The organism is Pseudoalteromonas sp. C8 (genome assembly GCF_011378685.1).
In the GTDB taxonomy this organism is placed as follows: Bacteria; Pseudomonadota; Gammaproteobacteria; order Enterobacterales; family Alteromonadaceae; genus Pseudoalteromonas; species Pseudoalteromonas arctica.
The window spans coordinates 253,141-278,956 of the sequence record NZ_WTKT01000003.1; the positions used below are offsets into that span (position 1 = coordinate 253,141).

Consider the following 25,816-nt stretch of genomic DNA (forward strand, 5'->3'; position numbering starts at 1 on the left):
GACATTTATTATGAAAGCCATTGGTTATAAAAAATCTCTTCCTGTTACTAATCCTGAATCGTTAATTGATGTTGAATTACCACAGCCAGTTGCAACAGGTCGCGATTTATTAATTAAAGTTAAAGCAATTGCAGTTAACCCAGCAGATTACAAAGTGCGTGCATCTATGCCCCCTACTGATGGTGAAGTAAAAGTTATTGGTTGGGATGCCGTTGGTGAAGTTGTTGCAATCGGCGATGCTGTAACGGCATTTAAACTCGGTGATGCGGTTTATTACGCAGGTGATATTACTCGCCCAGGTAGTAATGCAGAATTTCAATTAGTGGATGAGCGCATTGTAGGGTTTAAACCGCAAAGCTTAACCGACGCCGAAGCGGCTGCATTACCCCTTACTGCAATCACAGCATACGAGTTATTATTTGAGCATTTAAACATTGTAAAACAAGCTGCTGATGCAACAACAAAATCAGAAGAGGTTATTTTAGTAACAGGTGCCGCAGGCGGCGTTGGCTCTATTTTTATTCAACTTGCTAAAGCGATTACTGGCGCAACGGTGATTGCCACTGCATCGCGCGAAAGCTCTCAAGCATGGGTTAAAAAACTAGGCGCAGATTATGTCGTTGACCATACAAAACCATTACCTGCTCAAATTGACGCGTTAAACATTGGCTCGGTAACACATGTAGCAAGCCTGCATAGTACTGATACTTACTTTGAAGCGTATACAGAGGTACTTGCACCATTTGGTAAAATTGCAATGATTGACGATCCTGAGTCATTAGATGTTAGCAAATTAAAAATGAAGAGTTTATCTCTACATTGGGAATTTATGTTTGCCCGTTCAATGTTTAATGCCAAAGATTTAATTGAGCAAAGTAAGTTATTAAATCATGTTGCCGATTTGATTGACCAAGGCTACATTCAAACCACAATTGGTAAAAACTTAGGCACTATAAATGCGGCTAACCTGCGTATTGCACACACAGAACTTGAAGAAGGTCGCTCTATTGGCAAAATAGTGTTGGAAGGTTTTTAATTCTATAAATATTACACGCCTTATTTATACCTGAATTGATTAAAGGCGCCAATGCAATTGGCGTCTCCAGCCAATATTTCGGGGTGGCTTTTGCTGTATTTATATTTATTAAAGAAACTATTACCTAATAATATTTGATAATGATTCAACCATATACCTGTTTATCATATTGTAATAATCCTCTACTATCCGCACATAGCTATATTGATAAGCCTTACGTTACGTAGATATATCGATTGTATAAAGTAAGTAGAGTGATTTAAAAGCACGATATTATTTTTGTAATAAATTTTTAAAAGGGTTTGTTTTTACTAAAACTGACTCAACATAGTAAATACTGGTAAAACACCTACTCAATGGAAAAACTAATGACTCACCCTATTATTAATGACTTAGAAAAGCGCTACACAGCAAAACGTTATGATGCAACGAAACGTGTATCTCAAGACGATTTAGCCGTTATTTACGAAGCTATGCGCCTGTCTCCTTCATCTATTAACTCGCAGCCTTGGAAATTCATCGTAATTGAATCAGATGAGGCTAAAGAGCGTATGCATAGTACATTTGCTAATAAATTTGCGTTTAACCAGCCACACATTAAAACAGCTTCGCATATAATATTATTTGCTCACAACCCTAAATATACCCGCGATGATTACGCACAAATCATTGATGCAGATATTAAAAATGGTCGTACTAAAGCAGAAAATCGCGAACAAGCTTTTGGTGCTTACGCGTTTGTTGATATGAATACTGATGAGCAAGGCGTTAATGAAGAGTGGACTAAAGCACAAACTTACATTGCACTGGGTAACACTATGCATGCAGCTGCACGCTTAGGTGTTGACTCTACTCCAATGGAAGGCGTAGATGCCGAGCTGATTGGCGAAGTTTTTGAAAAAGAACTTGATGGTTACGTGTGCGACGTAGCATTAGTACTTGGCTATCACGATAGCGCAGAAGACTATAATGCTAAATTACCTAAATCTCGCTTGGCAAAAGAGCAAGTTATTCAGGTTTTATAAGTAATACGTTATAAACTTAAATGATAACAATATTAAAAAACCACTTATTTAAATAAGTGGTTTTTTGCTTTAAAGCAGTTTAACTTACTTGAAGCTGTGCAGCCTGAATGTATTGCACTAAATCTTCAATAGAAACCACGGTCATATTATGTCTATTAGCATAATCACTCACCTCAGGTAAGCGCGCCATTGAACCATCTGGATTTGTTAGTTCGCAAATTACGCCAAATGGTTTTAAGCCGGCAAGCTGCATTAAATCAACGGATGCTTCGGTATGACCACGACGAACTAATACTCCGCCCGTTTGTGCTTTTAAACCAAATACATGCCCAGGGCGCGATAAATCACTTGGTTTGGCGTTATCGGCAGTCGCTGCTTTTATAGTAGTTACTCTATCAGCAGCAGACACGCCTGTTGTAACGCCATGCTTAGCTTCAATAGTGACTGTATAAGCGGTGTTATTTTGACTTGTGTTATGGGTTACCATTTGCGGTAAGTCGAGCTGTTTAATGCGCTCCTCCCCCATGCATAAGCAAACAATACCGCTGCCTTCGCGGATCATTTCGGCCATTTGAGAAGTCGTTAAATGCTCAGCTGAAAATACAAAGTCGCCTTCATTTTCACGGTTTTCATCATCAACAACAAGTACGCCTTGCCCTTGCTGTAGTGCAGCAATTGCGCTTTGTACGCGGATATGGCTTTCGCCGAATTGAGTAAGTAGAGACTGAATCATCATTATATTCCAAATAAAAAAATAATAGATTCAGGACTGTGAAAGGATCAGTAATATATCGCTTTAAATTTAAAACGATCACTACCAAAATAGCTTAAATAAAATAACAAAATGCACGCAGCAAAAAGCAGCGCACACTGTTATACCAACTGCATTAAATTAGTGACCTATTATAACGCTAGAAAAATAGCTCACTTAACGCGATACAATGATCGTATCTTTAATAAAATTGATATTAGTATAATAAGCCATATTCTCTTTCATCCGGACTGTAACCGTCGGCTCTGGCATCTCACCAGATCTGCTTGACCTTTACTGAACCTAGTTAAAAAATAAGTTAAATAAAGCGCTCGCGGGCTCGTCTAAGTTATAAATAACATTAGACATACCGCCGGTGGGGAATTTCGCCCCGCCCTGAGAATGTACTTTTATAACTAAAGCGCTATAAAAGCGGGCTTATTATACCCTTTAACTTAATTACTTATCAAAGGTAAGTGAATAAACTTCTAACAAAGCTCGGTATTTAATGAGGCTTTGACTACTTTACCTTCATTTATGTCAGCGGTGATTGTACAAGTAGCGCCGTTTACTAAATTTAAGTTAGGTGGAGCATGACCAATATCGGCATCAATAATCACAGGAAATAAACACCCACCTAGTGCAACATCAAGCGCGTGGCGGTAATCAAAAGAAGCATCTTGACCTTGAGTGATCACGCTGCGACCAATAATAATACCGTTTATATCGTCAAATATACCTGCCAATTTTAATGAAAGTAAAAACCGTGCAACGGTTGTTGGCGTCAGCTCTGAGTTTTCTAGGTATAAAATAAGCCCTTCGGGTGCACTGTGTTTTTTAAATTCATGTAGTGCCAAAAATGGAGAGTCGAGTAATAAGCCAACTGTATCTAAACAGCCACCAAATAAGCGACCCGACATTTCAATAGTGCGTGCATCAAAGTAATTTAAACACTGCCACTGAGTAACTTCTGAGTGTTCAAACAATGCATTTGGGTTTTGTACGTAATCAGGTCTATTTTTTTGATAATGCGATGACGGGGCTTGCTCAAATTTGCTACCTGCTTCATAACTTAGTGTTTCAAATATTTGCAGGCAATAAGGACTTTTTTCGTCAGGATGTAACTGCATAAAATTAGCGCTGTGTAGTGTTGCCCATTGGCATTTTGCCGTGAGTGCGCATGCAATGGTGCTTACATCAGAGAACCCAACTAACCATTTAGGCTTTGCTTCTTTAATTGCATTAAAATCAAGTAGGGGCAGTATTTCCATTGCAAGCTCGCCACCAAATGGAGGCATAATTGCATCTATCTCATCATCTAATAAAAAACCCATTAACTGCTGAGCGTGCGCTTTAGCGTTAAGCTGTCCATGCGGTTTGCTTTGACGTAAAAACTCTCCTTCAACAACATCATACCCTCGATGTTTTAATCCATTAATAACAATGTCTAACCGTGCATGGTACTTTTCTTTAAGGCCTGATGAAAGTGAACAAATTGCTATTTTTGATCCTACTTTTAAAGGCGCTGGGTAAAGTATATTAGGCATATATTTTCCTTTTTAGAGAATACGTTAATACCAATTACATTAAATCAGCGAGTTATTTGATGCGCTAAATGCTCATGCTTTTAATAAATTGATATAAGTACCTACTATACCAACATAGACCATATTTATAGAATATGAATACTGTACAAACGCGCCTACCATTAAAGGTTAAATTACAGACATAAAAAAACCGATGTAATTACATCGGTTTTTATTTAAAAACGTTAAAGTGAGTTATGCGTTAAAGATACTCAACTTCAATGATTTCGAACTCAACAATACCTTTTGGCGTTTGAATAGACACTGCGTCGTCCATTTGTTTACCAATTAAGCCACGTGCAATCGGTGAGTTAACAGATATTAAGTTGTTTTTAATATTTGCTTCGTCATCGCCCACAATACGGTATTTTACTTCAGCATCGGTTTCTATATTTACAATAGTTACCGTAGTGCCAAAAATAACTCTACCGGTATTTGGCATTTTAGTTACGTCGATAATTTGAACATTTGAAAGTTTAGCTTCAATTTCTTGAATACGCCCTTCACAAAAACCCTGTTGCTCACGCGCAGCGTGGTATTCAGCGTTTTCTTTTAAGTCACCATGTTCACGTGCAACCGCAATATCACTTACGATTTTAGGACGGGTAACTGTTTTTAATTCGTTAAGCTCTTTACGCAGTAAATCTGCGCCACGAACTGTCATCGGAATTGATTGCATACTTTTCTCACTTAACACCAAGGCCCTAGTTGGCCTTGGCACATTTCCTTAGTTCAATCGCAGATGTAGCTCTTGAACTGACGTCACTTTGCTGCGGTCATCTGCTTTATTAGCAGTACAGTTAGCGAATGCCGCGTTCAAGGTTGTCGTATAGTTGGTTTTATTTTGCAATGCACCACGACGTAACACCTTCGAATCTTCGATCGCTTGGCGACCTTCGGTGGTATTAACGATATAGCTGTACTCTTTATTCTTGATATAATCAAGAATATGCGGGCGGCCTTCATATACTTTGTTTACACGTCGTACTTCAATGCCAGCTTCTTCAAGAGCTTGTGCCGTGCCACCAGTTGCGTCAAGTTCAAAACCTAAGTCGGTCATGATTTTGGCTAATTCAACAATACGTGGCTTATCGCTATTACGAACAGATAATAGCGCGCGACCACCGCGTGGTAAAGTGTTGCTTGCACCTAATTGTGCTTTTGCGAATGCTTCGGCGAAAGTATCACCAACACCCATCACTTCACCTGTTGAACGCATCTCAGGACCACGGATTGGATCCACACCCTGAAACTTAGCAAATGGTAAAACAACTTCTTTAACGCTGTAGTAAGGAGGGATCACTTCTTTAGTAATACCTTGGCTCGCTAAAGACTGCCCAGCCATACAACGTGCAGCTACTTTTGCAAGCGCCACACCGGTTGCTTTTGATACAAACGGTACAGTACGTGCAGCACGCGGGTTAACTTCGATTAAGTACACTTTGTCTTCTTTAACTGCAAACTGTGTATTCATCAAGCCAACAACACCAAGTTCAAGCGCCATGTCGGTTACTTGCTTGCGCATTACATCTTGCACTTCTTGTGATAAAGAATGTGCTGGTAATGAACAGGCTGAGTCACCCGAGTGAACACCCGCTTGCTCAATGTGCTCCATAATACCGCCGATAATTACTTGCTCGCCGTCACAAATTGCGTCAACGTCAACTTCAATCGCGTTATCTAAGAAACGGTCCAGTAATACAGGTGCTTCGTTTGATGCTTGTACAGCTTCGGTCATGTAGCGACGTAAATCATCTTCGTCGTATACAATTTCCATTGCACGACCACCTAGTACGTACGACGGGCGTACAACTAATGGAAAGCCAATTTCAACTGATTTAAGTAAGGCTTCTTCGGTTGAAGTTACTGTTGCATTTTCTGGCTGAAGTAAGTTTAAACGCTCAACAAGTTGTTGGAAACGTTCGCGGTCTTCTGCACGGTCAATCGCATCAGGTGAAGTACCAATCACTGGTACGCCATTGGCTTCAAGCTCACGCGCTAGCTTAAGTGGTGTTTGACCACCGTACTGTACGATAACGCCTTTTGGCTTTTCAACACGTACGATTTCGAGTACGTCTTCAAGCGTAATTGGTTCAAAGTATAACCTGTCAGATGTATCGTAATCGGTAGATACCGTTTCAGGGTTACAGTTAACCATAATAGTTTCGTAACCGTCTTCGCGAAGCGCAAGCGAGGCATGTACACAACAGTAATCAAACTCAATACCTTGACCGATACGGTTTGGACCACCACCAATAACCATGATTTTATCACGATCTGTTGGGTTAGCTTCACACTCTTCATCGTAAGTTGAGTACATGTAAGCAGTGTCTGAGCTAAATTCTGCAGCGCACGTATCAACACGTTTGTATACTGGCACGATGTTTAATAAATGACGTTTTTTACGAATTTCAGCCTCAGATACACCTGCAATTTCTGCTATACGCGGATCTGCAAAGCCTTTGCGCTTAAGTTTACGTAGGAAGTCAGCATTTAAACCCGCCATGCCTACTTTCGCTATTTTTGCTTCGTCTTTTAAAATGTCTTCTATTTGTACTAAGAACCAGCGGTTAACTTTAGTCAGCTCGTAAACATCATCAACGCTCATGCCATGGCGCATTGCATCAGCAATGTACCAAATACGCTCAGCGCCTGGCTCGCGTAGTTCACGAATTATTTTTTCTTTTGCTTTAGGGTCATCAAGCGCAACTATCGGGTTAAATCCCGTTGCACCCACTTCAAGACCACGTAATGCTTTGTGTAATGATTCTTGTTGGTTACGACCAATTGCCATTACTTCGCCAACTGATTTCATTTGCGTAGTTAAACGGTCGTTTGCACCGGCAAATTTTTCAAAGTTAAAGCGAGGAATTTTTGTAACAACGTAATCGATTGAAGGTTCAAAAGACGCGGGAGTTTTGCCACCAGTAATGTCGTTTTGAAGTTCATCAAGCGTGTAACCTACTGCTAGTTTTGCTGCAATTTTAGCAATTGGGAAACCCGTTGCTTTTGATGCTAATGCAGATGAACGTGATACACGTGGGTTCATCTCAATGATAACCATACGGCCATCTTCAGGATTAATACCAAACTGCACGTTAGAACCGCCAGTTTCTACACCAATTTCACGTAATACTGCCATAGAGGCGTTACGCATAATTTGGTATTCTTTGTCGGTTAGCGTTTGCGCTGGTGCAACGGTGATTGAATCGCCAGTGTGAACACCCATAGGGTCAAAGTTTTCAATGGTACAAACAATAATACAGTTGTCGTTTTTATCACGTACAACTTCTGTTTCGTACTCTTTCCAACCAATCAGTGATTCATCAATTAGTAATTCGTTCGTTGGCGATAAATCTAAGCCACGTTCACAAATTTCTTCAAACTCTTCTAAGTTATACGCTACACCGCCGCCGGTGCCGCCCATAGTAAAAGAAGGCCTGATAATACATGGTAAACCAATCCGCGTTATGATGTCTTTGGCTTCATCCATAGAGTGAGCAATCTCAGCACGAGGACATTCAAGACCAATATTTTTCATTGCTACGTCAAAGCGTTCACGGTTTTCTGCTTTGTCGATTGCATCAGCTGTTGCACCAATTAGTTCAACGCCATGTTTAGCCAATACACCGTGCTTGTCTAGTTCAAGCGCACAGTTTAATGCCGTTTGACCACCCATTGTAGGCAGTACTGCATCTGGCTTTTCTTTTTCAATAATTTTTTCTACCACTTCCCAGTGAATTGGTTCGATGTATGTTGCATCGGCCATATCAGGGTCGGTCATGATAGTTGCAGGGTTTGAGTTAACTAATATAACTCTGTAGCCTTCTTCTCTAAGTGCTTTACACGCTTGAGCACCAGAGTAGTCAAATTCACAAGCTTGACCAATTACAATTGGGCCTGCGCCTAAGATAAGAATGCTTTTTATGTCGGTACGTTTTGGCATTATTACTCCAGTTAAATTAGTGTTTACGCGCTTGCATCAAATCGATGAAGTGGTCAAATAATGGGGCTGCATCGTGCGGACCAGGGCTTGCTTCAGGGTGACCCTGGAAGCTAAACGCAGGTTTATCTGTACGATGAATACCTTGAAGCGTTCCATCAAATAACGATTTGTGCGTGGCACGAAGCGTACTTGGCAGGCTTGACTCTTGAGCTGCAAAACCATGGTTTTGAGCTGTGATCATAACTACATCGCGGTCTAGGTCTTTAACTGGGTGGTTAGCGCCGTGGTGGCCAAATTTCATTTTTTCTGTTTTAGCACCTGAGGCAAGGGCTAATAACTGATGACCTAAACAGATACCAAAAATTGGTGTGTCGGTTTCTAAAAAGGTTTTAATTGCATCAATAGCGTAAGTACATGGCTCAGGATCGCCAGGGCCATTAGATAGGAAGATACCATCAGGGTTTAAAGCCAGTACGTCAGCGGCAGAGGTTTGCGCTGGTACTACTGTAAGTTTACAACCACGGTCTACAAGCATACGTAAAATATTACGCTTTACACCGAAGTCGTAGGCAACAACATGAAACTTTTCATCAGCAGCATCAAGGGTTTTAAATCCTTCGCCTAATGTCCAGCTTGATTCGCGCCACTCAAAATTTTCCTTGGTTGAGACAACTTTTGCTAAATCCATACCTTTTAAGCCTGGGAAGGCTTGCGCGGCTTGTAGCGCTTTATTTTCGTCTAGCTCGTCGCCAGCAATAATACACCCGTTTTGTGCGCCTTTATCACGCAAAATTCGAGTTAACTTTCTGGTGTCGATGTCCGCAATACCTAAAATATTACGTTCTTTTAAGTAATCATCTAACGATTGCTCGTTACGAAAATTACTTGCTAGCAGTGGCAAATCACGGATCACTAGGCCTTTAGCCCAAATTTGATTCGCTTCTTCGTCTTCGCTGTTGGTACCCGTATTACCGATATGTGGGTACGTCAAAGTTACGATTTGTTCCGCGTATGATGGATCAGTCAAAATTTCTTGATAACCAGTCATAGACGTATTGAATACTACTTCACCGACTGACATGCCGTCAGCGCCGATTGCAGTACCGCGAAACACTGTGCCGTCTTCTAGGACTAACAGAGCGGATTTAGTCAAGTTAAACCTCCTAACAGTAAAAAACGGGAGTAAGCAATTGCTTAACACCCCGCCAATACCCAGAGGGATCGTCAAAACCAGATTTCTGTGAGCTTAAATTGTTTTACGCAGTCTTAAATGATGCAGATGTAAAGCATTCAACCTTCAATCATTTTTTCTTGCCTAAAACTATTTTTATTCCCACTGAAACCCCGGATTTACTAGCCACTTGGGTATAATTGGAAACACGCATTTAGTAATTTTTGGCAAATTGGCTGCATATTACATTAAGTTAGCTTTTAGGTCTAATATTATTTAGTAAATTGTTACAAACAAGTCACTGTAGGCAAAATTAGACCCAAACAGTTAAAAAAGTAACTAAACTACTTCAGATCTAGTACATCTTGCATATCATAAAGTCCTACAGGTTTGTTTTTCAACCAGCTTGCAGCCCTTACAGCACCTAGAGCGAATGTCATTCTTGAACTTGCTTTATGGGTTAATTCGAGCCTTTCGCCCATTGTAGCGAAGTATGCGGTGTGTTCACCTACTATATCGCCCCCTCTTAGTACCGAATAACCAATTTCATTTTGCGATTTAGCTGTCTCCACTTGGCTGCGGTCGTATACGGCAACCTCGTCGTGGTCCCAGCCTTTAGCCTGTGCAATTGATTCGCCAATGGCTAATGCTGTGCCCGATGGCGCATCGATTTTATGACGATGATGCGCTTCAAATATTTCAATATCTAAATCGTCACCAAATTTGGTCGCTGCGGTTTGCACAAGGTTCAGTAGTACATTGACTCCTACACTGTAGTTTCGCGCAAATACAATAGGAATATGCTTAGCGGCATCGTGTAAAAGTGCCATATCGTCGCTTGTTAAGCCCGTTGTACCAATAACCATAGGAATTTTTTGTGCTACAGCGGTTTTTAAATGGTTTTTCATACCAGCGGGAAGCGTAAAGTCGATTAAAACATCTACATTATCTATTGTGGTTTCTTCGCTAAAGCTAACACTGTTATCGGCGGCGCTATTTACTTGATTTACATTAATACCTAATAACGATGAACTGCTACGAACGTATGCACCTGTAAGTTGTGTTTGCTCTTTAATTGTCGCGGCTTCTAATAAAGCTAAGCCCATTCTGCCATTAGCACCAAAAACGCCTATTCGATTTGTAGTCATTGTTTTTACCTAATTTAAATTTGGATCCGTTTTTTACTAATCTAAGTATATATCCGGTGCATTACAAATACGCGCTTAGGTATTTTTATGCAGTTGGACAAATATTAATCGCTGAAAATAGCGTTACTTTGTAGATATTATCTAAAAGTCATGCAATAGTCAGGTGACCTTTTAATTTAATAATAATAACAATACCAGTTTACTTTAGCCATCTATACATTTAAACTTCTCTTTCGCGTCGATTTGGTCTTTGGCTTGCGGGCGCTGCACTCTCCTAATTTTGTTAATGATTAACATAGTAGGTAGATTTGCTAAATTCAGCTAAAAGAGGAATTTTTGGCTGTTGTAAATTAACTGGTTTCGAGGATTATGATGCAGCCATCATTTAACAAAAACAAAGCAATACTTTCTTTACTACCCCTTTTAACCTTTGTAGCACTATTTTTGGGCTCTGGTTTATATTTACAATCGCAAGGGGTTGATTACGCTTTTTATCAACTTCCTGCTCCAGTGGCTATATTACCCGCTATTATGCTTGCGTTTATATTAAATAAAGGCACAGTAAACGAATGTGTAGAGACCTTTATTAAAGGTGCCGGACACAACAATATTATTACCATGTGTTTAATCTACTTACTTGCAGGTGCGTTTTCTGCCGTTGCCAGTGCAACCGGTGGTGTAGATGCGGTAGTAAATGCTGGCTTATCACTTATTCCACCTTCGCTATTACTTCCTGGTTTATTTTTAATTGCAGCGGTTGTATCTACTGCAATGGGTACGTCGATGGGAACAATTGGTGCTATTGGTCCTATTGCTTATGCAGTATCAATTAAAACAGGTATAGATCCAGCATTAATGGCAGGTACGATTGTATCTGGCGCTATGTTTGGCGATAACTTATCAATTATTTCCGATACCACTATCGCAGCTACGCGAACGCAGGGCTGTGAGATGAAAGATAAGTTTAAAGAGAATCTTAAAATAGCAGTACCCGCTGCAATACTAACTATTGGCTTGTTGTTTTATTTAACACCTGCAGCACAAGTAGTTGAAACCAAAGATTACGATATTTGGTTAGTACTTCCTTATGCCTTTATTTTAGTGTTAGCGGTTGCTGGCTTGAACGTATTTGTAGTATTGTTTAGCGGTATTATTTTTGCTGCATTAATGGGCTTTACAGGAAGTTATGAAGGCGCAAGCTTTGTAAAAGATATTTACAAAGGCTTTACCGATATGCAGGAAATATTTTTACTATCAATGTTTATAGGTGGCTTATCTGAATTTATTCGCATTAATGGTGGCCTTGATTATATTGCTCATAAGATTCAGGCAATTACTAAAATCATCGCAAAATGGCACCGTAAAGTGGCCGATCAATTAGGTATTGCAGCATTGGTTATGACAAGTAACATGTGTATTGCCAATAATACCGTATCTATTATTGTTGCTGGCCCTATTGCTAAAAAGCTGGCAGATGATGGTGAAATAAGCGGTAAACGCTCTGCAAGTTTGCTTGATATATTTGCTTGTGTAACGCAAGGCTCACTTCCTTATGGCGCACAAGCGCTACTGTTAGGCGCTACGTTTAAAATTAGCCCGTGGGAAGTATCAACGTCTTCTTATTACTGTTTTATTTTAGCATTTACGGCGATTACTATTATTTGTTTACGCCGTAATAAAGCGTAATAAATTGAGTCATTACATGTTGCAGCTTATTAAGTAGGCTGCAACATGTGTTAAATTAGCGATCAACAAATCAATCTCTTCTGCTATAATTGCCGCTTCCGCGTGTCACTAAAATTATAGTTATTAAACAGTTATGAAATTTAAAAAATTACTCCCTTTTATTACCCTTACTTCTCTCGCTTTATCATCGTCGGCTTTTGCTGCCAATTGGAGCAGTACAGCAGTACATATAAATAATGGCAGCCAAAAAAATCCATTTTCTAAGCAAGAGTCAGACACCACTGTTTACTCGCTTCAACATGCATCGGGCTATGACTACGGCGATAATTTCTTTTTTATTGATTACAGTAAAGACGATATAGATGACGGTTACCAAGATGCTGATTTTTATGGTGAGTGGTACTCAACGGTTAGCTTATCTGCCATCACTGGTAAGCAAATTGGCTCTGGCGCATTATTAGATGTTGGCCTAACGGGCGGTATTAACGTTGCTGGTGATGCAAAAGTAATGAAGTATCTACCAGGTGTTAAATTAAGCTGGGATGTACCTGGGTTTAACTTTTTTCAAACGCTGTTCACAGCCTACATTGACGACAGTGAAGGTGTAGCAAAAGGCGGCGCACCTATTGAAACTAATAGTTGGATGCTTGATGTAGCTTTTGAATATCCTTTCACTATTGGCTCACAAAAGTTTAGCTTTAAAGGCCACGCTGAATACATCGCAGAGCGTGAAGATGAATTTGGTAACGATGTACAAGCTTGGATACTAGCACAGCCTATTTTAGTGTGGGATATGGGTCACGCCCTTCAAATGAAAGAAAACACACTACTGCTGGGAATGGAATTACAATACTGGCACAACAAATTAGGTACTGAAGTCACTGAATCGGTACCACAAATCCATATTGAGTGGACATTTTAAGCTTCAACAATCAGCTCTTTACTCAGTAATAATAAGCGAAGCACTATTTTAGCTTCGCTTTTTTTCGTCCACGTAAAACATTTAATTGAACAGGTTTAAATACTTAGTTATTGTTGTACTTCTTTTTAAGCCAAGCGCTCGCCTTTAATAGGAGTAACTGAATGTCGTCGATTAAAGTTATTTGTTTCTCTACTTTATTAGTACTAACAAACAATGCCTTAGCTGGCCCTTCTCAAGATACATCCGCCCTTTCTTATGATGCACTATTAAGCAATTACGAATACGATTTTAAGGTAAATTATTTTGCACTTGAGTCGCAAAAACAATCATTAAAAATGGCTTATATTTACTTAAAGCCAACTAAAGCCGATATGCCTACAGTTACACTTATGCATGGCAAAAATTTTAACGCCGACTACTGGACTACCACTGCGCAATACCTGCAATCTTTAGGTTATGGGGTATTAATCCCTGATCAAATTGGTTTTGGCAAGTCGTCTAAGCCAACTAATTACCAGTATTCGTTTGCGACGCTTGCTCATCACACTCACGCGTTAATAGATTCACTTAATATTAAAGAGTCGATTGTACTTGGGCACTCTATGGGCGGGATGCTAGCGAGTCGTTTTGCATTAATGTACCCAAACGCCACTAAAAAGCTAATTTTATTAAACCCTATTGGGCTTGAAAACTACTTGCAGTATGTTGATTACAAAGATACTAATTTTTTCTATAAAAACGAGCTTTCAAAAACACCTGAAGGTGTAAAAAAATATCAGCAAAAAAATTACTACGATGGTAAGTGGAATACAACATATTCAGCCTTAACTGACTTTATAACAGGGCAAATACAAGGCCCAGATAAAGAACAAATGGCATGGGTGAATGCAAAAACATACGATATGATTTTCACTCAACCTGTAATAACCGAATTTAAAGATTTAACTGTGCCAGTTAAATTAATTATTGGTACACGCGATAGAACCGGTCCTGGCCGTAACTGGAAAAAAGAGGATGTTGATTACGAGCTTGGCCGATACGATAAATTAGGCAAACACGCTGCAACACTTATCCCTGACGCACAATTATTCGAACTAGATAACTTAGGGCACCTGCCGCACATTGAAGATTTTGAACGCTTTAAAAATGTATTACAAAAAGCGCTTACAACTAAATAAAGGTGAGTACTGAATACAAAAACCCCTGTAAGTAATTACTCACAGGGGTTTTTATTTAGTAATTAAACTAGATTACAGCTTACATTGTGGGTTTTTACCCTGTGCTTTAGCTGTACTTTGCTCACTAAGTGCTTTACTCATTTGTGCTTGTAAGTCTTTAATACGACTGCTTGGCGCTGGGTGAGTTGATAAAAACTCAGGTGTTGTACCACTACCTGCTGCACTCATATTTTGCCAAAGGGTTACTGATTCTTGTGGATTAAAGCCTGCTTCAGCCATTAAATCCAAGCCAATTTCATCAGCTTCTGACTCGTGCGAACGGCTAAATGGCAAAACAACACCATACTGTGCGCCTAAGCCTAGACCCTGCATAATTTCATTACGGTATTGAATGTTACCCATTTCAAGTGCTGCACTACCAAGTTGCATACCGGTATCTAAAATAGAGCTTTGTGAAACACGCTCATTAGAATGCTCAGCAATTACGTGCCCTACTTCGTGCCCTAGCACTGTTGCTAGTTGGTCTTGATTGGTGGCTATTTTTAATAAGCCCGTATGAACCCCAATGTAACCACCAGGTAGTGCAAAAGCGTTAGCAGATTCATCTTCAAATACAACTACTTCCCAATTTTGCGACGCGTATTCTTTTGGTAATACAGCCACTACTTTTTCAGCAATGCAATTTACATATGCATTTGTTTTTGCATCTTTATTAATTGGTTGGCTTTTTTTCATATCTGCAAAACTAGCAGTGCCCATTTCACTCATTTGTTGATCTGAGTAAAGCGCTATTTGAGTGCGTCCTGTTGGTGACGTTTTACAACCGACTAAAACGGCTGTCGCTAATACTGCAAGTACTAGTTTTTTCATGATAATTCTCTTTAGTAATGAATTTTTTATTGCTTGTAGAATAGCAAACACAGTACCAATTTAAAATATTTGCTTTATATACCTTTATATTAAAAGGATGCGATAAGACGATAAACTTAGCAGGCAAACTAAGTTTATCCAAATACAATGCCCTGTTACACTATAGCCCTTGTTTTTAGTGATTGTTGAGTTTACACATGGACGCCTCAGCCTCGTCTTTTAATACCCGTATTTTATTGCCTTTATTAGCCAGTATCGTGGCGATTACTCCTTTGGCTATTGATATGTATCTGCCCGCCATGCTGGTAATTGCAAGCGATTTACAAACTAATATGCCAAATGTACAAATATCGTTGAGTATTTACTTAGCGGGTTATTCATTGGGGATGTTATTTTTTGGCCCTATTGCCGATCAAATTGGCCGCCGTAAGCTCGCACGTATTGGCTTAACCCTATTTGGCGCAAGCTCACTTGCACTCGCATTTACAACCGAAATCCATGCGTTTTGGACTCTTAGAGCAGTGCAAGCATTTACGGGAGCTGCAGCAACCGTAGTCGTACCGGGTATTATTCGTCATATTTATCAGCAAAATACAGCTAAGGGAATGTCGTATGTGTCGATGATCATGATGGTAGCACCGTTAGTAGCCCCCTCTGTTGGTTCGTTTATTTTAGGATTTTCTGTTTGGTCAACCATATTTTTGGTTCTTGCTGGATATAGCTTTTTAATATTAGCGTTTGTACAAGTGTATTTAATAGATATACCTATTCATAAAAATGAGAAAAAAGGCCTCGCTCTGTTTTTTGACAGCTATAAAACTGTACTGAGCAATAAAGACGCACGTGCGGATATACTCAGTTCTATGTTTGTATCGTTTGGATTTTTTTGCTTTTTAACCTCAGTACCTTTTATATATTTGGATTTATATGAAGTATCAGAACAATTATTTGGTGTGTTATTTGCGTTTAATGTAATGGCGCTGATGTTTGGTAACTTTTTAAATACGCGAATTGTACCAAGGCTGGGCTCTCGAAAAATGCTCTATATTGGGCTTGTATGTGGGTTTGTATCGGGGCTTGCGCTGTTAACATTTAGCTTATTGCACTTATCACTTTATTATATTGTGGCTGCTATTGCGCCATTAATGATGAGTTTAGGTGTCACTGCAAGTAATGCTGATTCGCTAATATTAATGAAGTTTGAAAGAAACACAGGTACAGCAACGGCCGTAATTGGCACACTTCGTTTTGGTAGTGGTGCATTAGTTGGCCCGCTACTCGCCATTATGCACGCAAAAAGCGCAGTGCCATTTTCAAGTTTAATGTTTAGTGCTGTATTACTCACTATGCTCGTACAGCTAATTCACTATAAAAAAGACAAAAAAAATGCCTCAATATGAGGCATTTTTATCAAAGCTAATAATCTTAAATTAATTAAGCGTCAGCAGCTTTAGAAACCATAACCATTGCAGGGCGTAATAAACGACCATTCAATGTGTAACCTTTTTGCATAACAGCAAGTACTGTATTAGGTGTTACATCGTTACTTGGTTGAATTGACATTGCTTGATGAAAATCTGGATTAAACTGCTCACCTTGTGGGTTTACAATTTCAACACCAAATTTAGAAACAGCGTCATTAAAGCTCTTAACCGTCATATCGATACCTTCAAGCAACGGCTTTAGTGTCTCATTTTCTTTATCAGAAAATTCAATAGCACGTTCAAGGTTATCAATTACAGGTAGCAATTCGTTAGCAAATTTTTCTAGTGCAAATTTATGCGCTTTTTCTACATCTTGTGCTGCACGACGACGAATATTATCTACATCTGCTGCGGCACGAACAACACCGTCTTTTTGATCAGCAATTGTTTGCTTTGCAGCTTCAAGCTCTGCATATAACATCGCAATTTCTGCTTCAGGGCTTTGTTCTTGTTCTGCATGCTGATCAGCGGCTTCTACTGCTGCTTCTACATCAGCCTGCATTTTAGAAATTTCTTCGTTTAATTCTACTTCTTGCTCAGGGTTTTGTGTCTGCTCAGACATAAAATACGTGCTCCAATTCTTTACAACTGCGGTAATTATGGGGATTGAATAAAAAGATTCAAGAGTTAGATGCCTCAATTAATTTAAATTCTTGAATTATTTCTTCAATCTGCGCTGATTTAGGACAAATTATACAAAAACGGCTTTGATATTCTTGATTTTTAAAGTACGGCACGCTTATTACAATTAATTCATCGCACTCAGTAAAAGGTAATTTTTCGCTATTAAGTACCGATACACCATTTTTAAAAGCAAGCTTATCTTCTACATAATTTAAAAACGAAACACCAATATTTAAACTTTGTTCGCAATCGATTTGTTTGTAGAGGTAATTTTCACCAACAACAATACTATTATCTGAGCCTAATTTTTGGCTTAGTTGTCGCGTCCATTGATTAAGCGAATCATGACAATTTCGAGGCGCTGTATTTGCCATAGCTTGCATACGGTACAAACCTTCCATTAAGGTTTGTTGGCTAAATACAGTATTCAACCACGTGGCAAATTGATAACGAACAGAGTCTGACGAATCATGAGGTTTATCAATACAAATATTGTGACTCTGCCCTGCCCTATCTATTAATAAAATAAGCCAGTCGGTAGAATCAAAATCAAGCACTTCTACTCTAAACACTTGCTGTGAACTGGCTTGAGGTAAACCAACACAACAACATACTTGATATTTTTGGCTCAAACCATGCGCTAGCTCAACGAGTTGTGACTGCTGTGGTTGCCAATAATTAGCAATATCAGCAAGCACAAAAAATTCGTCAAACCAATAATCAAACCCTTCATTTGTCGGCACTCGCCCTGCGGATGTATGAGGTGAATACAATAAGCCCACTTTTTCTAAGCGAGCCATAGCATTACGAACCGTAGCCGAACACACTGCCATGCCTTTGAGCTTGGCAATTTTTGTTGATGGAACAGGCAAGCCTTCACCATTACAGTACATGTTCATAACAGCTGAAAAAATTTGCTGATCTCGTGGGTTTAGTTTCATGGTATCTACATCTTGTTGCATGAAAGAGATATCGGGGCGTTTAGTTCTTTTTCAAGTCGTGCAGCTAACTCACTGCGAATAAAATTGAAGGTTTATAATATTGCTATAATCTGTATTTTCAAACACTTCTGTTTTGAGTTACTCTACTATTATTAAATCTCTTTGTGCGTACATTATGGACTCTCCTTTTAACACCATAGGCCTAATTGGCAAACCTAATCACCCGGGAGCCGCTGCTACCCTTCAGCGTTTACATACCTTTTTACTTGCGCTTGGCTTTGAGGTAATAGTAGAAAAACGCACAGGGAGTCAGTTAGACGATATTCCGCATGACAAACTTGTTAAGTTAGTCGACTTAGGTGAACAAGCCGATTTAGCAATTGTTGTAGGCGGTGACGGTAACATGCTTGGCGCAGCTCGCGTACTTGCGCGCTTTAACATTGCTGTAATTGGTGTAAATAGAGGCAACCTTGGTTTTTTAACTGATTTAAACCCCGAAGGGTTTGAAGCGAGCTTAGAGCAAGTACTCAGTGGTGAGTATCTTGAAGAAAAACGTTTTTTATTAGAAGTAGAAGTATATCGCCACAACGAATTAAAAAGTGCAAACTCAGCCGTTAACGAAGCGGTACTTCATGCCGATAAAGTAGCGCACATGATTGAATTTGAAGCTTTTATAAATAATGACTTTGTGTTTTCTCAGCGCTCCGATGGTTTAATAGTATCAACCCCGACAGGCTCTACGGCGTATTCACTTTCAGGTGGCGGTCCAATATTAACGCCAGAACTAAATGCTATATCGTTAGTACCTATGTTTCCTCATACCTTATCTAGCAGACCTTTAGTGGTAGATGCCGATAATGAAGTTCGTTTAAAGCTAAGCCTAGAAAATACAGATAGCCTACAGGTAAGCTGCGATAGCCACGTAGTGCTAGCCGTATTACCCGGCGATGAAGTAGTAATTAAAAAAGCCGATAAACAATTGCGCTTAATTCATCCAAAAAATTACTCTTACTACAACGTTTTACGTACAAAACTGAATTGGGGTAGTCGTTTGTACTAGGGCCTGTTTATCTTTCGAGGTTAAATTTGCAGCTGTATATTTGGTATTTAGGCAAGGCAGAGCCTATGTAGTGTGGTTATTCCCCATAAATAAGCGATAACACAGCATAAAGGCCAAACATGCGCTGCCCTCAGGGTTCTTTCTAGGGGCGATTGACTCTTTGTTGTTCGGTTTTTACTTAGCCCACTAGGTTTCAAACCTCTCGCCGCGATTAAATCGCCCCTAGATTGAACAAATCTTAATCCTGAAAGGTCAACACGCCCTATTCTTATTGCCAAATTTGGTACTATAAAGCAAAATGGCGACTTAAAATAATAATCAACTAATTTAGGAACGAGTAGCAATGACTTATGTAGTATTCTTTGCTTTACTGCTATTAATTACACTTTTATACAGTTACCTCAAAATTGAGAGTAACCGTAAAAAAGCGATAGAAGCTAGAAAAAAGCTATTTAATGAACGTGTTTCGCATGTAAATACGCGCCTTAAAGCAAAGCTTAATGATCTACTTGATGCTAAAATAATTCGCCCAAAATACGTTCCTCGCATTCAAGCTATTGTAAATAATTTTTTTGTTGTTCAATCACATACAGACGAGAACTTGCAACAGCTTGAAGATACCGCCGACCTACTAATTAATACGTTGTCCAACGAGTTAATTAAAACCAATCAAACAAATATAATTCAACCATTGATCGATAATGTACAGTACTTTGTATCTGAGTTGCCCCAGCAAGGAATTTTATACAATAAGAGTTTTTATATTAATACATTACCTCCCCTCATTGCTCTGCTTAAAACCGAAGAGAGTATACAACCTACTGATATTGTTGATGATCAAATTGATGCATCTTCCCAAACTTCCGATACACAGTTTACTCAAGATGTAAGTGTTGCTTAAATAATAAAAAATTAATTTGCAAAAAACCAAAACACTGTATAAATTAACAGTTAATTGACTGGATGGATAAACAGTATGTTAATTGGTTTAGAAGTTAAAAATTTTGCAATCGTAAGTAATTTAAGCACCGAATGGCTCAGCGGTATGACTGCGATCACAGGTGAGACAGGTGCTGGTAAATCTATTGCTATTGATGCCCTATCGCTATGCTTAGGTGAGCGCGCTGAAGCATCAGCAGTTCGCCCAAGCTCTGATAAAGCAGAAGTATGTGCACAATTTGACTTAACAGATCTACCGCTTGCTCAAGCATTTTTAGAGCAACATATGCTAAGCACTTCTGACAACGAGTGCTTATTACGTCGTGTTGTTTGTAAAAATGGCCGTAGTAAAAGCTATATTAATGGTAGTGCAGTTACCGCATCACAATTAAAAGAACTTGGTCAATATTTAATATCTATTCATGGACAACATGCCCACCAATATTTATTAAAAGCTGAGCATCAGTTACAGCTTTTAGATGCCTATGCAGGGCATCACCACTTAGTAAACTCAGTAAATAAAAACTATAAACAGTTTGCTAACTTACAAAAAGAGTTTAAACACTTAGAACAACAACAGCAGCAACAAGCAGCGCAAAAACAATTGTTAGAGTATCAAGTTGCTGAGCTTGATGAATTTGCATTACAAGAAAATGAGTTTGATTTAATTGAGGCTGAGCATTACAAACTAAGCAATAGCCAAACAATATTAGAATCGTGCCAACGTGAGTTACAACACTTATATGAAAGTGATGAGCAAAACGCTTGCTCATTACTACAGCACAGCGCTCAACAATTTACCGAACTGGCTCAATATGACGAAAGTTTAGCAAGCGTAGCTGCTATGCTTAGCGAAGCCGCTGTACAAGTTGAAGAAGCAAGCCGCGAAGTGCGCAATTACACTGAGCAAGCAGATTTAGACCCGGCACGCTTAGTTGAAGTAGAAAATAGGCTAAGTGGTGCTATGGATTTAGCGCGTAAGCATCATATAAAACCACAGCAGTTAGTTGAGTTTCATCAATCGATTGCTCAAGAACTTGAGTCAATAAGTAATAATAGTAATCGTCTGGAGCAGCTTGAGTCAGAAATAGAAAGCGCGTTACTTAGTTACAAGCAAACTGCTGATGAATTAAGTAAAAGCCGCTGCGAGTATGCTAATACACTTAACACACTAATAAGTGAAAGCATGGCTAACTTATCAATGGAAAACGGTGTTTTTGAAATAGCCTTAACTCAAGAGAGTAATCGTACACCAAACAGCCTAGGCTTTGATAATGTCTCGTTTTTAGTATCAACTAATCCGGGGCAACCACTTCAGCCATTAGCTAAAGTAGCATCAGGTGGTGAGCTTTCTCGTATAAGTCTTGCTATACAGGTAATTATTGCCCAAAAAGTAACAACCCCAACGCTTATTTTTGATGAAGTTGATGTAGGTATTTCTGGCCCAACGGCATCTGCTGTAGGTAAGTTATTACGCCAATTAGGTAAGTCGACTCAAGTGATTTGTGTTACTCATTTACCGCAAGTTGCCAGTAGTGCACATCAGCAATTTTTTGTAGCTAAAGAAATAGCACAAGGCGAAACGTTTACTCATATGCTGCCTTTAAATAAAGATGGCCGTATTAATGAAATAGCCCGTTTACTTGGCGGCGATAACATAAGCAAAACAGCTAAAGCAAATGCTAAAGAACTAATAATGGCTCACGCCTAATGTGTTAGTAAATAACGTCTTCAAGGATTAAATAATGCACAGTACTTTAGTTGATTTTTGTATAATTTTAAGTTGGTTGTTATTAGTACTAAGCACCTGTTTAATTATATTTAGTAAATATAAACATACTTGTTTTAAACAACGTTTATTTAAGTTTTTAAATAGCTTTTTAGTTTTTCAACTAATCGTTGTGGCCTATTACTTTACTAGCGAAAAAATAAATGGACTAAGTGATTTAGGTGTTAGTTATTGGGTTTTAATTACAATGCAGATTGCGTGTATTGTAATATGCTACATGAGCTTAAAACACAGAAAGGCTAAAATAAGGCCATCCCTTGATTCGTTTTCAATGGATTAAAGTAAATAAACATTTAAAAAGAGCACGTTCTGTTTTTACCTTGCTCTTTTGCTTTATAAAGTAGTTCATCAGCATGCTTAATATCTAGGTCAATTGAGCGCTCAGCGTTTGCAGCTGTGATGCCAATACTTAGCGTTATATTTACACTATCTGAAAATAAGCTTACAGCTGAAGCTTTAAGGGCATTATGGATTTTTTCTGCAACGATCTCGCCCTCATCAACGGTTACATTTGGAATCACAATTAAAAACTCCTCACCGCCCCAACGTGAAGCAATCGCATTTTGCGGAATATTATTTTCAAATGTTTTGGCTAAATGGATAAGAGCTTCATCGCCAAAATCATGGCCGAATTGATCATTAATTTTTTTAAAATTATCTACATCAGCTAATAATATTACAAACGGAATATTATTATTTTTAAGCTCATTTTTAAAAGCTATAAGCTTATTCATAGTGAAACGACGGTTTGGCAGATTAGTGAGTGGATCTATAGTTGCTAAAAATTCATTTTTTTGACTTAAAGCAATTAATTTACTGCTGTATTTTTCTCTTGAAAATTCGTAATAACCACTCAGCGATGCAACAATTATAAAAGCGAGTATGATTCTGACTGGAAACTGCTCAGGATTGTAGTCATATATATTAAATGTATCAGCGCAATAGAAACCGAGAACAATCGCCGATAAAAATAAAACAATATCAAACGTCCCTCGTTTAAGCCCTCGAATTGAATAAGTAACAGGAGACACTATAAATATCCATATAGGCCCTGTACCTTGTGCTCCTCCTGTAAGTACCAGATAAAACATCAGTGCATACAGGTTATATAAAATTACAGTTGCAGACTTCTCTACACCTCTACCTATATTAAACGCCGATAAGTAAACAAACGAAGAAACAACCAAAGTAAATGCTAATAAATAGCTGCTGTTAATAAAGGCTAAGCTAGCCATCGAAAACGTTGCTATAAAGCCTATTGAGGAAAAGAACCGAACAATGAGCTTCCTTTCTAAATTGTTTGAATATTCGTACATAATTTCTATTTATTTATTAATGTATAAAAGCAAACTTATAGATATAAAGTAAGCAAACCGTAAACAGCGTGAAATAATGAACCTACTTTATATTTAAATCAACTATTAAGGTTAGTAATTAGCACTGACAATTGTGCACATATTTTTAGCCTCTTGCATTTATCTCAGGTAAGTACATTTTCACGATATTAAATTGCTTGGCACTAATACCATTTGCTAAATTATATAAGTACGCCCTTTTATTCCTGCAATAATCGAACTGACTGGTAGTCAAAAAATAATATAAACCTGCACAGTTAAAGATGGTAGTAACTATTCTATGAATTGTGCCTGGACCGAGTAAACAACACATTAATCAATAAAAGTGCCGCTACAAAAAAATACACGCATTATACCAATCCGCGATAATACTCAATCAATTTCAAGGATTGAACTTGGCGCTAACTGCGTTAAAACTTTCGAGATACGACTGCATGAATACAAAGCAATGTAGAGGTAATTGCCAAGAACACCTAAGTAGCGAAAATTTAGCCTCATTATCGACATAATTTTGTTATCTCAAAATAGATCACTTAATTAAGCGAATTGGTATTAGAGTATATAAACGACATAGAAGAAAGAAGTGTCGATAACGTTTATATATATGAAACGAGTCCTGAAAGCCGCTTAGTAGATACCCAAAGAAATCGCATTTGGCTTATAAAGAACAACCCATAATAACAAAGCAGTTTCTTTGAAAGTTACTATATAAGGTTACTACATGAAGTTACTAACAAAAGGTGTTGCTCAAGAAAGCCATACAAAAGGTGGTATAAATATAGCCCCATTTGTCACTAATTACGTTGACATTACATTTGGATAAAACAAATAAAAAAGCAAGCCACTTGGCTTGCTTTAAATATCGTTATTTTAACATGAAAAATTAAACTTTTAAGTAATCCATAATACCTTCTGCAGCGTTACGTCCTTCAAAAATAGCAGTTACCACTAAATCTGAACCACGTACAATGTCGCCACCAGCAAATATTTTAGGGTTAGTAGTTTGATGTGTAAACTCACCTTGTTCTGGTGCGTTAATACCGCCCCAGTTGTTTATTTCTACATCGTATTTTTCTAACCAATCCATTTTGTGAGGTTGGAAACCAAACGCCATAATAACTTGGTCTGCTTCAATAACATGCTCTGAACCAGGTACTTCTTCAGCACGGCTTCTGCCTTTTGCGTCAGGTTCGCCTAATTTAGTTTTAACCATTTTAACGCCGGTCACTTTACCTTTATCGTTCAATACAATGCCTTTAGGCTGAACGTTATACGTAAATATAACGCCTTCTTCTTTCGCGTTTTTAACTTCACGTTTAGAGCCAGGCATGTTTTCTTTATCACGACGATAAGCACACGTTACTTTTGCAGCATTTTGTCGAATAGACGTACGCACACAGTCCATCGCTGTATCACCACCGCCAAGTACAACTACTTTTTGATTAGCCATATCAATACACGGTTGTTTTGTCTCGTCGTAGCCCATTACACGGTTCGTGTTACCAATCAAAAACGGCAATGCATCGTGAACACCCGCTGCATCTTCATTTTCAAGACCTGCACGCATACTCTGATACGTACCAACCCCTAAAAACACAGCGTCGTAATCAGCTAAAATTTGATCAAGTGTAATATCAACACCTACTTCAACATTTAACTTAAATTCTACGCCCATTTCAGTGAAAATTTCACGGCGCTTTTGCATTACTGATTTTTCAAGTTTAAAAGAAGGAATACCAAATGTGAGTAGTCCACCTATTTCTGGGTGACGATCAAACACCACTGGTTTAACGCCGTTACGCACCAAAATATCAGCACACCCTAAACCTGCAGGGCCCGCACCAATAATGGCTACTTTTTTGTCAGTCCATGTTACATAAGACATATCAGGCTTCCAGCCCATTTTAAATGCCTCATCAGTAATGTATTTTTCAATATTACCAATTGTAACAGCACCAAACTCTTCATCGAGCGTACACGAGCCTTCACACAAGCGGTCTTGTGGGCAAACACGCCCACAAACCTCTGGTAAGCTATTTGTACGATGAGAAAGCTCAGCCGCCTCTATAATACGGCCCGTGCGTATTAACTTTAACCATTGTGGAATGTAGTTATGTACTGGACATTTCCACTCACAGTATGGGTTACCACAATCTAAACAACGGTCAGCTTGTGAGTTAACCTGATTCTCTGAAAAGGGTTCGTAAATTTCTACGAAAGATTTTTTACGTGACGAGATTGGTTTTTTGCGTGGGTCTACACGCTGCACGTCTATAAATTGATATACATTTTCGCTCATACTGCC

At 38.7% G+C, this 25,816-nt stretch carries 20 protein-coding genes and 1 riboswitch; of the genes, 9 read left to right on the forward strand and 11 right to left on the reverse strand.

Annotated features, from left to right (window positions below; translation table 11 throughout):
* Positions 1-10 precede the first annotated feature (10 nt).
* Together GQR39_RS04795 and GQR39_RS04800 are read left to right on the forward strand one after the other, a co-directional pair.
* Positions 11-1,036, forward strand: coding sequence for a zinc-binding alcohol dehydrogenase family protein (locus GQR39_RS04795; RefSeq protein ID WP_165734948.1), 1,026 nt, complete (start codon positions 11-13; stop codon positions 1,034-1,036).
* 368 nt (positions 1,037-1,404) lie between these two features.
* Positions 1,405-2,061, forward strand: a complete 657-nt coding sequence (locus tag GQR39_RS04800) for a nitroreductase family protein (RefSeq protein ID WP_165734949.1) — start codon at positions 1,405-1,407, stop codon at positions 2,059-2,061.
* A 79-nt stretch (positions 2,062-2,140) separates the two neighbouring features.
* Here GQR39_RS04800 and ribB read toward each other — a convergent pair whose 3' ends face one another.
* The 6 genes from ribB to dapB form a co-directional block, all read right to left on the reverse strand.
* Positions 2,141-2,794 carry a 3,4-dihydroxy-2-butanone-4-phosphate synthase gene (ribB, locus tag GQR39_RS04805; protein WP_165734984.1) on the reverse strand — a complete coding sequence of 218 codons (654 nt, stop codon included), beginning with the start codon at positions 2,792-2,794 and terminating at the stop codon, positions 2,141-2,143.
* 248 nt (positions 2,795-3,042) lie between these two features.
* Positions 3,043-3,220, reverse strand: a riboswitch (FMN riboswitch).
* A gap of 80 nt (positions 3,221-3,300) precedes the next feature.
* Complete coding sequence (locus GQR39_RS04810) at positions 3,301-4,359, reverse strand: S66 peptidase family protein (protein WP_165734950.1); 1,059 nt, start codon at positions 4,357-4,359, stop codon at positions 3,301-3,303.
* A gap of 241 nt (positions 4,360-4,600) precedes the next feature.
* A complete protein-coding gene (gene greA / locus GQR39_RS04815; RefSeq protein WP_010553419.1) occupies positions 4,601-5,077 on the reverse strand; it encodes a transcription elongation factor GreA in 477 nt (158 codons plus the stop codon).
* Positions 5,078-5,125: 48 nt separating this feature from the next.
* On the reverse strand, positions 5,126-8,344 hold the full coding sequence (gene carB / locus GQR39_RS04820; protein WP_121955296.1) for a carbamoyl-phosphate synthase large subunit: 3,219 nt from the start codon (positions 8,342-8,344) through the stop codon (positions 5,126-5,128).
* A gap of 16 nt (positions 8,345-8,360) precedes the next feature.
* Entirely contained in the window at positions 8,361-9,497 is a 1,137-nt protein-coding gene (gene carA, locus GQR39_RS04825) for a glutamine-hydrolyzing carbamoyl-phosphate synthase small subunit (protein ID WP_007375827.1), read from the reverse strand.
* Positions 9,498-9,859: 362 nt separating this feature from the next.
* Positions 9,860-10,663, reverse strand: coding sequence for a 4-hydroxy-tetrahydrodipicolinate reductase (gene dapB, locus GQR39_RS04830; RefSeq protein WP_024592675.1), 804 nt, complete (start codon positions 10,661-10,663; stop codon positions 9,860-9,862).
* Between the two features lie 372 nt (positions 10,664-11,035).
* On the opposite strand from dapB, the gene GQR39_RS04835 reads away from it, so the two are divergent.
* The 3 genes from GQR39_RS04835 (at position 11,036) to GQR39_RS04845 (ending at position 14,449) form a co-directional block, all read left to right on the forward strand.
* Positions 11,036-12,349, forward strand: coding sequence for a Na+/H+ antiporter NhaC family protein (locus GQR39_RS04835; RefSeq protein ID WP_024607544.1), 1,314 nt, complete (start codon positions 11,036-11,038; stop codon positions 12,347-12,349).
* Positions 12,350-12,482: 133 nt separating this feature from the next.
* Entirely contained in the window at positions 12,483-13,271 is a 789-nt protein-coding gene (locus GQR39_RS04840) for a hypothetical protein (RefSeq protein WP_010553415.1), read from the forward strand.
* A gap of 161 nt (positions 13,272-13,432) precedes the next feature.
* Positions 13,433-14,449: an alpha/beta hydrolase gene (locus GQR39_RS04845; protein WP_165734951.1), complete on the forward strand. Its 1,017-nt coding sequence runs from the start codon at positions 13,433-13,435 to the stop codon at positions 14,447-14,449.
* A 72-nt stretch (positions 14,450-14,521) separates the two neighbouring features.
* Here the strand turns inward: GQR39_RS04845 and GQR39_RS04850 are convergent, their stop codons facing one another.
* On the reverse strand, positions 14,522-15,319 hold the full coding sequence (locus tag GQR39_RS04850; RefSeq protein ID WP_010553413.1) for a M48 family metallopeptidase: 798 nt from the start codon (positions 15,317-15,319) through the stop codon (positions 14,522-14,524).
* Between the two features lie 197 nt (positions 15,320-15,516).
* On the opposite strand from GQR39_RS04850, the gene GQR39_RS04855 reads away from it, so the two are divergent.
* A complete protein-coding gene (locus GQR39_RS04855; protein ID WP_010553412.1) occupies positions 15,517-16,719 on the forward strand; it encodes a Bcr/CflA family efflux MFS transporter in 1,203 nt (400 codons plus the stop codon).
* Positions 16,720-16,753: 34 nt separating this feature from the next.
* On the opposite strand, the gene grpE is transcribed toward GQR39_RS04855, so the two are convergent.
* On the reverse strand, positions 16,754-17,365 hold the full coding sequence (grpE, locus tag GQR39_RS04860; protein WP_007375833.1) for a nucleotide exchange factor GrpE: 612 nt from the start codon (positions 17,363-17,365) through the stop codon (positions 16,754-16,756).
* 58 nt (positions 17,366-17,423) lie between these two features.
* On the reverse strand, positions 17,424-18,389 hold the full coding sequence (locus GQR39_RS04865) for an HrcA family transcriptional regulator (protein WP_024590838.1): 966 nt from the start codon (positions 18,387-18,389) through the stop codon (positions 17,424-17,426).
* Between the two features lie 154 nt (positions 18,390-18,543).
* On the opposite strand from GQR39_RS04865, the gene nadK reads away from it, so the two are divergent.
* The 3 genes from nadK (at position 18,544) to recN (ending at position 22,078) form a co-directional block, all read left to right on the forward strand.
* Positions 18,544-19,428, forward strand: a complete 885-nt coding sequence (nadK, locus tag GQR39_RS04870) for an NAD(+) kinase (RefSeq protein WP_004335384.1) — start codon at positions 18,544-18,546, stop codon at positions 19,426-19,428.
* A gap of 343 nt (positions 19,429-19,771) precedes the next feature.
* A complete protein-coding gene (locus GQR39_RS04875) occupies positions 19,772-20,329 on the forward strand; it encodes a hypothetical protein (protein ID WP_165734952.1) in 558 nt (185 codons plus the stop codon).
* Between the two features lie 75 nt (positions 20,330-20,404).
* On the forward strand, positions 20,405-22,078 hold the full coding sequence (gene recN / locus GQR39_RS04880) for a DNA repair protein RecN (RefSeq protein WP_165734953.1): 1,674 nt from the start codon (positions 20,405-20,407) through the stop codon (positions 22,076-22,078).
* A gap of 371 nt (positions 22,079-22,449) precedes the next feature.
* Here the strand turns inward: recN and GQR39_RS04885 are convergent, their stop codons facing one another.
* Complete coding sequence (locus GQR39_RS04885) at positions 22,450-23,472, reverse strand: GGDEF domain-containing protein (protein ID WP_346774487.1); 1,023 nt, start codon at positions 23,470-23,472, stop codon at positions 22,450-22,452.
* Positions 23,473-24,394: 922 nt separating this feature from the next.
* Positions 24,395-25,810: an FAD-dependent oxidoreductase gene (locus GQR39_RS04890; protein WP_007584567.1), complete on the reverse strand. Its 1,416-nt coding sequence runs from the start codon at positions 25,808-25,810 to the stop codon at positions 24,395-24,397.
* Positions 25,811-25,816: the final 6 nt, after the last annotated feature.